The organism is Fenollaria sp. C0166D3 (assembly GCF_056590255.1).
In genome coordinates this window covers 57800-71235 of record NZ_JBWPVU010000001.1, presented here as the reverse complement: position 1 = coordinate 71235, position 13436 = coordinate 57800, and the positions used below count along the sequence as shown (strand labels likewise).

Genomic DNA, 13436 nt, shown 5'->3' with positions numbered 1-13436 from the left:
TTATTCGTTGTCAGCTTCTTCTTTTTCTTCTTTACCTACTACAGGTACATCAGCTGCTGAAGTTTCTTCTACTTCTTCCTCTTCTTTTTCTTCTCTTGGCATTGATAATGCACATACAACTTCATCAAGATCTATAAGTACTTCAACATCTTTGTTGTCTCCTACTAGGTCCTTAACTGTGAATGAGTCATCATAATCCATGTTTTGAACGTCAATTGAGAAGCTATCAGGAATATTGCTTGGTAATACTAAAACTTCGATAGTATCAAGTTGTTGATTTAATACAGATGGTTGCTTTCTGATTTCATCTCTGTTAAGTAATTCAACTGGAACTTCAATTTTAATCTTTTCGTCCATGTTAATTCCTTGGAAACCAACATGATAGATTTGATTTTTGAATGGATGTCTTTGAATTTCTTTAATGATAGCTGGTCTTATTGCTCCATCGATATCAAGATCGATAACGCTTGTCATACCTGCTTTTTGATATAACATTTGAAATTCTAGATCATCAATAGTGATGTTTTCAGTTTCTTTTCCTTTTTGAAATATTGCTGCTGGTAATTGTTCGTTTTGTCTAATTTTATCAACTTTATTTTTTCCTACAGCTTCACGCTTTTCTGCTTTTAATTTGTATTCAGCCATAATATCCTCCTTAAAATTTATTACTTATTTATTATCTGACTTGTCTTCAGCTTCACCCTCATCAGGTGTTTCGCTGTCTTTGCTGTCTTCTTTTGTATCAGCGTCTTTGTCTTCTTCTTTAGTCTTTACATCGTCATCTTTTATTTCAGGTAAATCCATCTTCTTAACGTCTGCATTTGCTCTAAGATCTTTCATGTATTCAATGAATTTTTGACTCTTAAGAGTTTGTTCGATTTCAGTTTTTAAATCTTCTAATTGATCTTTCTTGTCATCAACTTTAACTATGTGATAACCCATATCACTCTTAAATACTTTAGAATAAGATCCAATTTCAGTAGCGCTTACTGCGTTTAAAAACTCTTCAGGCATAGTAGATGCTTGTACTTCACCCATATTGCCACCGTTAGCAGCTGAGTAAGTATCGCTCGATTCGTTTTTAGCTAGTTCAGCAAAATCTTCGCCAGCTTCAAGCTTATCATAAAGCTTCTTAGCATCTTCTTCGTTATCTGCCATGATTTGACTTAAGCTATACTTAATAAGTCTTTCTTTATTAGCATCGTAGAAGTCTTTTATTTCTTCTTCAGTAACTTTATTTTCCTTATAGAAGGCTTCTTCAAGCTTTTGTTGCTTATAATCTTTTTTAATACTATCCTTAATGAAGTCATCAGTGATATTTTGTTGCTTCAAGAACTCTTCATATTGTTCTTGTCCGCCCATATCCTTAATAGTTTGTTCATATAAATTATTTACTTCTTCGTCAGTGATAGCGATCTTCTTATTATCAATTTCTTGATTAATTAGTTCATCAACTATAAGTTTTTCAAGTATGTTTTCTTTAAGCTTATCTTTGAATGAAACACCGTCTTTATCAGTTTTCTTTAGTGCTTCTTCACCAAGTTGTTGCTTGTACATACGTTCATACACTTTATAGTTTTCAGTGAACTCTTTTTCTGATATTGCCTTTCCATTAACTGTTGCTACTGCATTTTCATCTGCCTTCTTGCAAGAAACTGCAAAAAGCATTGTAAGTATAGTTAATGTAAGCAAAACAATTTTAAAATTTTTCTTCATTATATCTCCCCTTAAATTTTACTCATAGAATTATTATATAACCTTTTGAATATTTTTTCAAGCTTTTTTTATCTATTTACTCATTTTAAGTAAAATTAATATATCTTTTATAAGCTTTATCTTGTTTTCTCCCTCAATAGAGACCCTTATAACGTTCATATATCTCTTATTGATATAGAGTCTGTTCTTATACTTCTTATAAATATCGGCTATCCACTGTGGGTTTATGACTTTCTCGTTTAAAAACTCTATCCTAAAGTCGCCACTCACTTCGTTAATAGATGTGATTGAGAACTCTTTGGCCATGGATCTAATCTCACTAATATCAATTAAGTTTACTATCGGCTTAGGTATGTCAGCAAATCTATCGACAATTTCGTCAATAAGTTCGCTCTTCATTTCTTCATTTTCAACGGCAGCTATCTTCTTATATAAATCCATCTTAACATATTCATCAGGTGCAAAGTCATCCGGTATATAAGCGTCTACGTTTATGTCAACTCTTGTATCGATATCCTCTTTCACTTCGTAGCCTCTAAGCTTCTTTATGGCAAGGTTCAAATACTTAATATATAAGTCGTAGCCAATGGCAGCGATGTGACCATGTTGTGAAGTGCCTAAAAGGTTGCCTGCGCCTCTTATCTGCAAGTCGCGCATAGCAATTTTATATCCGCTGCCAAGCTCAGTAAACTCTTTGATTGCCTTAAGTCTCTCCTCTTGCGTTTCAGTAAGAACTTTATTTTCTCTATAAGTAAAGTAGCCGTAAGCAATTCTGTTCATTCTACCTACTCTTCCGCGGAGTTGATAAAGCTGGCTTAGGCCCATATTTTCAGAGTTATATACGATGATGGTATTTGCATTAGGTATATCAAGACCAGTTTCGATTATGGTTGTCGATAGCAATACATCATACTTATGATACATAAAGTCTATCATGACCTTTTCAAGCTTCGCCTCAGTCATTTGTCCGTGGCCAATGGCGATTCTTGCTTCTGGTACTAGGTTTTGGAGTTCATTATACATAGACTCAATCTTTTCGACATTGTTAAAGACAAAAAAGACTTGGCCGTCTCTATCCATCTCTTTAAGTATAGCGTCTCTAACAAGACTTTTATTGTATTCCAAAACGTATGTTTGTATCGGGTACCTATCTTGTGGCGCCTCTTCTATGACCGACATGCTTCTAATGCCTGATAAGGCCATATGCATGGTCCTAGGTATAGGTGTCGCTGAAAGTGATAGCACGTCAACGTTCTCTTTAAGTTTCTTTATCTTTTCTTTGTCTCTAACGCCAAATCTTTGCTCTTCATCTATAATTAATAGACCAAGATCTTTAAATTTAACATCATCTGACAATAGTCTATGCGTGCCAACAACTATGTCAATGCTATGCGTTTGTAGCTCTTCAGCTGTTTGCTTTTGTTCTTTGCTTGTTCTAAAGCGTGACATCATGGCTGAACGAATTGGATATTTATTAAATCTTTCGATGATAGTTTCGTAGTGCTGTTGACATAGTATGGTTGTCGGACACAAGAAAGCTACTTGCTTACCGTCCATGATGGCTTTAAAAGCGGCTCTAAGAGCAACCTCTGTCTTGCCAAAACCAACGTCACCACATAAAAGTCTATCCATCGGCTTATTTGATTCCATATCCCTCTTTATATCAATTATGGCCTCGAGCTGTCCTTTTGTCTCTTCATATGGGAACGACTCTTCGAACTCTCTTTGCCAAGCTGTATCTTTTGAAAAAGCATAGCCTTCTTTTTCTTCTCTTATTGCATATAACTCGACTAAATCCTCAGCCATCCTTTCAATAGCTTTCTTTGACTTAGACTTTTGCTTTATCCAGTCGTTTGTCGATAGTTTATTTATCTTAACATCTTTACTGTCTTTATCAGAAAACTTCTGTATCCTATCCATCTGAGCGATAGGCACATAGAGCTTGTCCTCGCCTTTGTACTGTATATATAAGAAGTCTTTCTTCGCGCCAAGCACTTCTAGCTTAACTATGCCCTTATATATACCTACGCCGTGGTCCTCGTGAACTATGTATGTCCCTTCTGATATATCTGAAATATCAAGCTTCTTAGATGATTTCTTCTTTCTAATCTTTTCCTTTTGAGAACCATATACATCATTTTCAGAAAGAATAATAAATTTATTCTCGCTAAAGACAAAGCCTCTCGTTGATGAATCATTTCTTAATAATAGCTGAGATGACATTAATTTATCTTCAATTTCATTCTCTTGCACAAAGCCTACGTCGTTATCTTTTAGAAGAGAGTAAATCCTATCGTATCTTTCAATGTCCTTAATTGATAAAACAATCTTGTAGCCTCTTAACTTATAGTGTCTTAAATCATCAAGCAGTGCCTCATACTTCGAATTGTACTTCGTTACTGAATTTAAATGCAAATTGTAAATGGCTTTCGGATTGAAATCCTTTGTGTTTAATAAAATATTTGAGATTAGAGCTAGGTTATTCTTCTTAATTCTAGCTAGTACATCAGTATAAGACATGATGGCATTAAACTCTTTAAGAAGTATCTCTCCGTTTTTATATAGTGACTCCATCTCTTGAGTGTGAAAATTAATATACTTATCATACTCATCTTCAAGCCTTTTGCTCTCATCTAAGTATATATAAGTGTTCTCATCAAAATAATCAAAGATGCTACATTTGTATTTATCAGGTATGTATCTTAATAGTAAAGACCTGTTCTTATCAAAGCTGTCTTCCCCAAGCATCTCAAAATACTCTTTAAACTTTTCATTCATTAAAGAGTATGAGCTCTTATTCGTATCTTTTGTCTTGTCAAAGTCCTTTCTTAAATTATCAATAATGCTTTTTTTATACTCATCAAGAATTAAAATTTCTCTTGCAGGATTAATTAGGACCTCATCAGTCGTAGCAATGGTCTTTTGCGTATCCTTATCAAATATTCTTATAGAATCAATTTCATCAGAAAAAAACTCTATCCTAAATGGCATTTCAGATATCGAGTCAAAGATATCCACAATAGAGCCTCTAAGAGCAAATTCACCTTTATTAGAGGCAATACTTGCTCTTTTGTAACCAAGCTCAGTTAAAGAAGTAATTAAGTCATCAATATTAACGACTTGATTAGTCTTCAAGCTAAAACTTAGGCTCTTATAGATATCTTGACTGATAAGCTCTTCGTCGAGAGTCTTCACATCCATTATCAAAATAGAGTTTTTGTCCTTAAGTACAGACATAAGTGTCTGTATCCTTGAATATTCAGTTTCTAAAGAGGAGTCGCTTACATTGTAAAAAAGCATCTCTCTCTTTTTTAAATAATATACATTGGCATGAGAATTTTTTAAATCCTCATAAATTCTTCTAGCTCTTGCTTCATCATAAGTGATGATAATTGAGCTAGTATCTGTTTCGTCTTGGATAGTTTTAACACTAAGACCTATAGCTTCCTCAACTAGACCATTAATAAATATAGGACTTACGCCGCCCTTAACGTCATTTACTATATCTTTGTATTGAAAAGCTAATAAACCTTTTTGTAAAATATCCATGTTCCACCTATTTTCCGTTGTACATATTCATCGCATAATCTTCGCCTTTATCGAGTATGCAAAGGCACGCTTTAGCTGCGTTTTTATATGTTTTTTCTATATCTACTTTTTCTTCTTTAGAGTATCTAGACAGAACAAAGTCAGCTAGATCAAAATGTTCCGGCTTATTGCCAACTCCCAGCTTTACTCTAGTGAATTTATCGTCATTAAGCTGATAAACGATAGACTTTAAACCGTTATGCGTACCAGCGCTACCTGACTTTTTTATTCTAATCGTAGCAAAGCTAATATCGATATCATCAACTATAACTATAAGGTCTTTGATATCAAGTTTGTAATATGCCATAAACTCTCTTATAGCTATGCCACTTTCGTTCATATAAGTCATTGGCTTCATTAAGTAAAGCTTGTCTCCATTGTAATTAGTATAGCCAAATTGCGAATGAAACTTAGCGTTATTAAGCTTTACATTTAGTTCGTCCGCTAATATATCTATGGTCTCAAAGCCGGCATTGTGCCTTGTTCCGTCAAAGCGATCTCCAGGATTGCCTAGTCCTACTATGAGTTTCATTAATCAAATATTGAACTAATTGATTCGTTATTATGAATTCTTTCGATTGCCTTAGCTAGTTGATCAGCTATGCTTACTACTTTGATCTTATCAGTTACATTGCCAATGTTTAGAGGAATTGTATCTGTAATTACAAACTCTTCAAGCTTGCTTGTGATAAGTCTTTCAATAGCTGGTCCAGATAATACACCGTGAGTTGCGCAGCCATAAACCTTCTTTGCTCCGCCCTTTTCAGTTAAATATTCAGCTGCATGACAAATAGTTCCAGCTGTATCTATGATATCGTCAACTAAGATACAAGTTTTGCCTTCAACGTCGCCTATAACGTTCATAACTTCTGATACGTTTGGCTTTGGTCTTCTCTTTTCGATTATAGCGATAGGAGCGTCTAGTTCATTAGCAAAATTTCTTGCACGAGTAACTCCACCAAGGTCTGGTGATACAACTACTACATCTTCTAGATTTAATGTCTTGAAGTATTCTGCTAAGTGCTTTATTGCTGATAGATGGTCTACTGGTATATCAAAGTAGCCTTGGATTTGTCCTGCATGAAGGTCCATAAGAACTGCTCTGTCTGCTCCAGCTTTTTCGATTAGATTAGCAACAAGCTTTGCTGTAATTGGTTCTCTTGGTTTAGTCTTTCTGTCTTGTCTAGCGTATCCATAGTATGGGATAACTGCGTTGATTCTACCTGCTGAAGCTCTCTTACATGCGTCAATCATGATTAAAAGTTCCATTAGATTATCGTTAACTGGTTCATGAGTTGGTTGAACGATAAATACGTCAGCGCCTCTAACTGTTTCCTTGATGTTTACAGCTATCTCTCCATCTGAGAAATGAGTTACTTCAGAATCAATAAGTTCTGCGCCTAAGTGCTTGCATACGTCTTTCGCTAATTGTCTGTTAGCGTTTCCTGTTAATACTTTTAGTTGTCCTAGAAATGAATTCATTTTTCTTCCTCCATATTTTTTTTATTTTTTACCCAATCTATCTTATCAACTTGTCTAGCTCTCGCTATAGATAAAGAGTCTTTCATAACTTTCGTAATTATAGTTGATCCAGCAGCGACATAAGCGTTTTCGCCTATCTCAACTGGTGCAACTAGATTAGAATTGCTACCTATAAAAGCGTTATCCTCGACCTTTGATCTAAATTTATCCTTACCATCGTAGTTTGCAAATATTACGCCGCAGCCAATATTGACATTGCATCCAACATCAGCATCGCCCACATAAGCTAAGTGGCCAGCTTTAGTGCCATCACCTAAGCTTGCATTTTTTATTTCAACAAAGTTACCGACTTTACAATCTTTACCAATTTTTGAATTTGGTCTAAGATGTGCGTTTGGTCCGACCTTTGTTCTTTCTCCTATAAATGAATCTTCGATTAAGGAGCTCTCTATCGTAACATCTTTAGCTATATGCGAATTAACAATCCTAGTATAGCCATATATCTTTACATTGTCCTCAATTATTGTGTCGCCTTCAAGTATAACGTCTGGATATATCTCTACATCCCTGCCAATTCTGACATTTTCTTCTATATATACATTGGATGGATTCTTGAAGTAAACGCCTTCGAGCATCCACTTTGTAATTATTTTCTTTCTTACAATCTCTTCAATTTTAGATAAATCTAATTGATTGTTAACGCCTAAAGCAATATTTTGATCATCACTTATATATGCATTTACCTTTTTGCCTTTGCTTAGTAGATATGAAAGTGCATCTGTTAAGTAATATTCTTTCTTCACATTATCATTCTTAAGATTATTGATAGCATCTAAAAAGTCTTCGCCTTTGAAGCAATATATGCCTGAGTTAACTTCGTTTATCTTAAGCTCATCATCACTCGCATCTTTTTGCTCAACTATTTTAATTAGATTATTGTTATCGTCTCTGACTATCCTTCCATAGCCTTCGCAGTCATCAAGGACAGCGCTTAATATGGTCATATTGTTATCGTTATCCTCGTGATATTTAAGAAAATCTTTTAGTACTTCTTCATCAACCAGTGGTGTGTCACCAAATATTACTAGTACATTGTCACCAGCATTTACATGCTCTTTAGCAAGCGATGCTGCATAGCCAGTGCCATAAGGCTCTCCTGGACCCATCTTTTGCTCAATGAACGAAATGCTCGTATCTGAAGAAAACTCCTCCATAACCTTGTCTTTGTTATTACCAACGATTAAGTAACTCTTGTCAAAGCCAGCTCCTTTGCATGCGTCCAAAACGTACTTTAGCATTACTTTTCCATTAATCTTATGCAAAACCTTAATCAATGATGATTTCATTCTAGAGCCTTCTCCGGCTGCTAGAATTATTGCTTGATTCATTATATAATTTCCCCTTTCCATTTACCGCTCTTAAATAATATGTATCCATATAGTACTGTAAATAAATTCGATAAACTCATTGCAAGCCATATCGCTATTGGTCCCATCATAAATACGTATTTAAATATTATAATCATAGGTATTCTAAGTGCCCAAAGTCTGCCTAGAAGCATCTTCATAGCCATATCGGTTTTGCCCGAGCCTTGGAAAAGTCCTTGATAGACACTATATAGACCCATGCAGAAATTTGTTATCAGTATGAAAAACAAAAACTGTCTAGACAAAAACATTACATTTTCGCTTGCTTCTTTTAAAAATATCCCTAAGACTTGATCTCTAAATATCCAAACGATTATCGCTCCCGATATTGTAACGATATTTGACATATTACAAGCCTTTCTAAAAGCAAGCTCAACTCTATCATAGTTCTTGACACCTTTATTTTGCCCAACTATGCTTACTATAGATTGACCAATGCCTCCTGGTGGCATCGATATGATTGAAGTTACTCTATTGACAGTAACAAAAGCTGTAAGTGTATCTTGCCCGTATGACAAGACAAATACATTTAAGATGATAAAGCCAAGTGCCTCACCTGACTGACCTATACAAGATGGCAGTGCTATGGATAAAATTTTATTTGAAGCTTCTTTATCATATTTATAGCTTAAAAAATTAAGATCTACTAATCCTTTTTTACTAGCTATGATTATAATCGCTACAGCCATAAAGGCTTGTGAAATTACAGTTGCAAGAGCTGCTCCCTTAATGCCCATATTAAAGCCTTTAAAACCAAGATACGGAACTTTCTCGTATATGAATATAGGGTCGCAAATCATGTTTATCACAGCGGAAATACCGCTTATAATTGTTGGCGTCTTAGTGTCTCCAGAAGATTGAAATATTGAGTTTGTTGCAAAATATAAATAAACAAAGGGAAAGCCTAAATAAAGAATTTCTAGATAGTCTTTACTCTGTGTATATAAATCTCCCTTGGCGCCCATAAGTCTAATTATTGAACCAGATGAAAGTATGCCTACAACAACAACTATGATTGATAGTATAAAGGTTAATATATATAGGTTTTCTCTATATACTTTTGCTTTTTCGTAATCAGATCGGCCTATAAGCTGAGATATAATTCCAGTTCCAGCAATGCTTAGGCCGATACCAATTGAAATGAACAAGAATAGTATTGGCCAAACAAAACCTGTTGCTGCAAAACTTGTTTCTCCTATGCCGCTGACCCAAAATGAATCTACTAAATTGTATAATGTTTGTATTAAATTATTCAAAACTATAGGTGTTGCAAGCGTAATAATCGCTTTTCTCATATCACCATGCAGTATTAATTGTTTTCTTTCTTCTAAATCTAAAGCCATCTCGTCCCCTATTTCTTTAGTAAATATATTAGCGCTCCTAAACCAAGTAATGAATATAGATATATAAAAGGTGTATTTAAGAATATTAATAGGGCATTAAGTCCTGTAAGCACAGCTGTTATAAGCATAGCTGCCATACCGGCCCAGAAATATCCCTTTTGTCCATTCTTAATTTTTGCAACATCCATTGAGAATGGTATATTCTTAAGCATAAGCTCTGAAGCAATAATACATGATAGCATTATAAATATTATTGGATTGATGTAGTCAATAAACCAAGCATTTCTTATAAAGAATGACATTATCATCGCATTTATGAGTATTGGCACAAATATAAAAGCAAATAAGCCTCCTTTTTTTACACCATTTCTATATTCTTTAAGTCTTAGATTGCCTGTGATTAAATGTATTATTGATGCTTTATAATTTGTAGCATAATTTAAAATTTGCCAAATACTCATAGCCATCATTGCCGACATATAATTAATTAAAGTCACAAACCTCGCATGATCTTTTAAAGCTGTTTCAGCCATTGGGTCGCTACCCTTTTTAAACATAGCAAAATAAAATATCAATGGATAAACTATAATCATTAGTGATAAAGATCCGAGTTGAAACTTTAGTTTTTCATCAGAGCCCTTCATCCAAAAGACCATGTTTACCCCAGCCTTCTCCATATCGTTCTTAGCAAAGAATTTATTTGTAAGTCTTTGTAAAAAGCTTGACTTTTTATTTATAATTACTTTATCCTTCTTAGATAATATCTCTTCAAAATCCTTAGATATAGCTGTGTTTATAGCTATAAGAGCTATGAATAGTACTATTAATAAAACTGTATAAATTATATTTATAGTATCAAAATTGCCATAAATGAGTTCAAATGGTCCTGTAAACCACATCGGTATAAATAAATATTTAAATGACTCACTTGTAAATACTCTTAAAGCTGTCTCTTTGTCAATAGTGTTGGCAATTATTTGAAAGCCTATCATTAATATAACAAAGATCAGTACTTGAACTGTTGTTATTATAGATTTTATATTAAGATTTTTAAATATTTTAAATAATACATAATAAAAAATGTATTCAAACATAACTAGGCTTATTGAAAGCATAATTACTTCTAAAAGTAGTATTAAAAACTCTTGTGGCCTTTTAACTAATGTAATTATTAGTGTCGGACCAAACATAATTAAGCTTAGCTTTACAATGTATATAATTAGTGAGATCAATCTTGCTAAGTTTACTTCTCTTTCGCCAACAGGCTTATAAAGAAGTATATCTCTGTCTCTGGTATCTATAAGAACTTCAGTAAAGTCAACCACTATACCTGCAAAGAACAAAAATATACCCACAGCAAAAAGAGCTGTGTACCTTGTTTTTACATCATCAACACTAGCGCAAAGTCCAGCTAAGATCAGGCCATATATCAAAAATAATATGTAGCCTTTCTTGAAAAAGCTATTGTTTTGAAAGAATTCACTTACTTTGCTCTTGCTTTCTTGACCCGAAAAGCTGTTGGAAAAGGCAGATGTCCTTCTATTCTCCATAATTAGCTTAGCTTTAAGTATTGCTCTAAGCTTGTCATAATCAACTTTTAGTCCTCTAAAAAGCGGCTTGAATAAGTCAAGCACTTTTAGTGAGAATAATTTAAACATCGCTCTCACCCATAGCCGCAACAAATTCTTCCGCTAATTCTTTATGATTAGTAAAACCAGTTACTTCATTAAATATATTTTCAAGTGATTCTTCATTGTCCTCGCTGTTATTTAGTGATTTTTTGATATTGTCAATACTGTCGTTCAAGATAACTTTGCCATTTTGTAAAAGTATAATCTTGTCAGATAACTTTTCAACTACCTCTAAGATATGTGATGAGTAAAATATAGTCTTGCCCTTATTCTTAAGTGTAGCAAGAATTTCTTTTATAACGAGTACAGAGTTTGCGTCTATACCGCTCAGTGGCTCATCTAGAAAGACTATGTCTGGATCGTGTAATAGTGACAAGACAAATAGATACTTTTGCCTCATACCCTTTGAAAATGATGATATTTGTGAATCCATCGCATCTTTCATATCAAGCACTTCAAGCATAGTCTTAGCTCTCTTGACAGCGCTTTCAACATCAATTTCGTATAGAGCCGCATTTAGCTCTATGTTTTCTCTTGCAGTTAAATTCTCATAAACTTCACTTGCTTCTGGCACGTAACCTATCCTCTTCTTATAATCAAGTGAGTTTTTAATATTCTTTCCAAATACAGAAACATCTCCGTAGTAATCTCTATTTAGACCCATAATTATTTTTATAGTTGTTGATTTACCAGCTCCATTAGGTCCAATGTAGCCAATGATTTCGCCAGAATTGACTGAAAAGTTTACATCTTTTAAGATTTCTTTACCGTCAAAAGCGTTAGATAAGTGCTCTACTTTTAATATTTCCATATTTCCTCCTGTGTTTAATAGATTAATTAGCTTTAACTAAGTCTACGATATAGTCTTTGAAATCCTTACCGTTAACTGTAACTGCTCCTGTTCCTCCGAAGATATCTACGCTTATTTTGAAGAAGTTCACTACTATAGTATCTCCGTCAATATATTTTTCTTCTAAATGTCCTGGAACGAAGATAAGTGTCTTATCTGCGTCAATTCCGTCTAGGTTAAGTTTTTTGATTGGCTCAACCATCATGTTAACAACGCCTAAGTCTTCTGTCATCCACATATTGTTATTCCAGAATTTCTTTTCTTCTTTTGAAGCGTCGCTTAAAAGTTCGTTATTTGATATAGCTGATAATACTTTTCTAACTGATTCTTCATTGAAACCTTCGCAGAATGTGTATTTCATCTCATCTCTTTCTGCTACGCTTCTGATGTAGTCTTCAGAAACCTTTTCTCTTTCTGAAATGCTTTGCCAAAAGAAAAGCATCATTTCAATTACTTCTGTGTTAATTTGTACTGACATATTAATCCTCCTTAATTTCGATGGAATCGTCATTAATAATTATTTTTCTTTGTCTATACAAAATGGCGATTGCCCTTTTAAATGATGACTTACTCATGTTAAAAACCTTCCTAATCTCGTCAGGATCGCTCTTATCTGCGTAATTCATCTTTCCTTTATTCTTTAGTAGTATTTCATAAACCTTTAGTGAATCACTCTTGTGCTCGTCATAAGCCGACTTTTCAAGCTTAGTACTTAGTATAAGCCTTCCGTCGTCGCGAACAGCCTGTACCCTAAACTTCATTCTCTCACCTAGATCGTAGTCTTCAAAGACATCCTTCTTTTGAACCATGGCTTCATATTTGTCGTCAACTGCAACAAACAAGCCAAATTCTCTAGAAATATTATAAATAACACCATCTACAATGTCGCCTTTGTGAATACCACTAGATCTCTCTAAAGTCTTTCTTATCTTCATAGTTGTCGCAAGTCTACCAGACTTATCTATATATAGCTTGACTAGAACCATGGAATTAAGTTTTGGCTCCCTTATTGTCTCTGAAAATGGTAGCAAGACGTCCTTATCGAGGCCCATGTTTAAGAAGTAGCCTATCCTTGTCTTACTAACTACCTTTAGCTCCCTAATCTCGCCTAGTTCTATAAATGGCATGCGAAAAGTAGATACAATCTCATTATCAACTGGATAGTTGAAAATTTTAACAGTATCTCCTATGTCATAGTTCCTTTCATTAGACTTAATACGATAAGTGTTTTTATCAAAGTCTTCAAGAGTATATTCATCACCTTTGTGATTAATTACTTTTGCTTCAATTGTTTTTCCTAAATTGTTCATTTAATACCTCTACATAAAATTTCATGATAATTATATCATAAACAATAATTTTTTTCAATACAAGTCTAGTCAATATAAGAGTCTTAATC

General features: G+C 34.0%; 11 protein-coding genes. All 11 read right to left on the bottom strand.

The window, feature by feature from the left end; all coding sequences use genetic code 11:
- Complete coding sequence (locus AC1EJ0_RS00300) at positions 1-645, bottom strand: 50S ribosomal protein L25 (protein ID WP_480022877.1); 645 nt, start codon at positions 643-645, stop codon at positions 1-3.
- 24 nt (positions 646-669) lie between these two features.
- Positions 670-1716 (bottom strand): peptidylprolyl isomerase, encoded by a 1047-nt coding sequence (locus tag AC1EJ0_RS00295; RefSeq protein ID WP_480022878.1) that lies wholly within the window; start codon positions 1714-1716, stop codon positions 670-672.
- 72 nt (positions 1717-1788) lie between these two features.
- On the bottom strand, positions 1789-5265 hold the full coding sequence (gene mfd / locus AC1EJ0_RS00290; protein ID WP_480022879.1) for a transcription-repair coupling factor: 3477 nt from the start codon (positions 5263-5265) through the stop codon (positions 1789-1791).
- Positions 5266-5272: 7 nt separating this feature from the next.
- Positions 5273-5836: an aminoacyl-tRNA hydrolase gene (pth, locus tag AC1EJ0_RS00285; protein ID WP_320604150.1), complete on the bottom strand. Its 564-nt coding sequence runs from the start codon at positions 5834-5836 to the stop codon at positions 5273-5275.
- A complete protein-coding gene (locus AC1EJ0_RS00280) occupies positions 5836-6786 on the bottom strand; it encodes a ribose-phosphate diphosphokinase (protein ID WP_058260282.1) in 951 nt (316 codons plus the stop codon). Before AC1EJ0_RS00280 ends, pth begins: the two co-directional genes overlap by 1 nt.
- Positions 6783-8174, bottom strand: a complete 1392-nt coding sequence (gene glmU, locus AC1EJ0_RS00275; protein WP_480022880.1) for a bifunctional UDP-N-acetylglucosamine diphosphorylase/glucosamine-1-phosphate N-acetyltransferase GlmU — start codon at positions 8172-8174, stop codon at positions 6783-6785. Before glmU ends, AC1EJ0_RS00280 begins: the two co-directional genes overlap by 4 nt.
- Positions 8174-9556: an MATE family efflux transporter gene (locus tag AC1EJ0_RS00270; protein WP_480022881.1), complete on the bottom strand. Its 1383-nt coding sequence runs from the start codon at positions 9554-9556 to the stop codon at positions 8174-8176. The genes glmU and AC1EJ0_RS00270 overlap by 1 nt, the downstream gene beginning before the upstream one ends.
- An 8-nt stretch (positions 9557-9564) precedes the next feature.
- Entirely contained in the window at positions 9565-11214 is a 1650-nt protein-coding gene (locus AC1EJ0_RS00265) for a hypothetical protein (RefSeq protein WP_480022882.1), read from the bottom strand.
- Positions 11207-11998, bottom strand: coding sequence for an ABC transporter ATP-binding protein (locus tag AC1EJ0_RS00260; RefSeq protein ID WP_480022883.1), 792 nt, complete (start codon positions 11996-11998; stop codon positions 11207-11209). Before AC1EJ0_RS00260 ends, AC1EJ0_RS00265 begins: the two co-directional genes overlap by 8 nt.
- Positions 11999-12020: 22 nt before the next feature.
- A complete protein-coding gene (locus AC1EJ0_RS00255; RefSeq protein ID WP_480022884.1) occupies positions 12021-12515 on the bottom strand; it encodes a TDE2712 family protein in 495 nt (164 codons plus the stop codon).
- A 1-nt stretch (position 12516) separates the two neighbouring features.
- Entirely contained in the window at positions 12517-13347 is an 831-nt protein-coding gene (locus tag AC1EJ0_RS00250; RefSeq protein ID WP_480022885.1) for a CvfB family protein, read from the bottom strand.
- Positions 13348-13436 lie beyond the last annotated feature (89 nt).

Bases quoted from the DNA above. Each gene is read 5' to 3' on its own strand.
- AC1EJ0_RS00300 (WP_480022877.1), bottom strand. From the start codon at position 645: ATGGCTGAATACAAATTAAAAGCAGAAAAGCGTGAAGCTGTAGGAAAA.
- AC1EJ0_RS00295 (WP_480022878.1), bottom strand. From the start codon at position 1,716: ATGAAGAAAAATTTTAAAATTGTTTTGCTTACATTAACTATACTTACA.
- mfd (WP_480022879.1), bottom strand. From the start codon at position 5,265: ATGGATATTTTACAAAAAGGTTTATTAGCTTTTCAATACAAAGATATA.
- pth (WP_320604150.1), bottom strand. From the start codon at position 5,836: ATGAAACTCATAGTAGGACTAGGCAATCCTGGAGATCGCTTTGACGGA.
- AC1EJ0_RS00280 (WP_058260282.1), bottom strand. From the start codon at position 6,786: ATGAATTCATTTCTAGGACAACTAAAAGTATTAACAGGAAACGCTAAC.
- glmU (WP_480022880.1), bottom strand. From the start codon at position 8,174: ATGAATCAAGCAATAATTCTAGCAGCCGGAGAAGGCTCTAGAATGAAA.
- AC1EJ0_RS00270 (WP_480022881.1), bottom strand. From the start codon at position 9,556: ATGGCTTTAGATTTAGAAGAAAGAAAACAATTAATACTGCATGGTGAT.
- AC1EJ0_RS00265 (WP_480022882.1), bottom strand. From the start codon at position 11,214: ATGTTTAAATTATTCTCACTAAAAGTGCTTGACTTATTCAAGCCGCTT.
- AC1EJ0_RS00260 (WP_480022883.1), bottom strand. From the start codon at position 11,998: ATGGAAATATTAAAAGTAGAGCACTTATCTAACGCTTTTGACGGTAAA.
- AC1EJ0_RS00255 (WP_480022884.1), bottom strand. From the start codon at position 12,515: ATGTCAGTACAAATTAACACAGAAGTAATTGAAATGATGCTTTTCTTT.
- AC1EJ0_RS00250 (WP_480022885.1), bottom strand. From the start codon at position 13,347: ATGAACAATTTAGGAAAAACAATTGAAGCAAAAGTAATTAATCACAAA.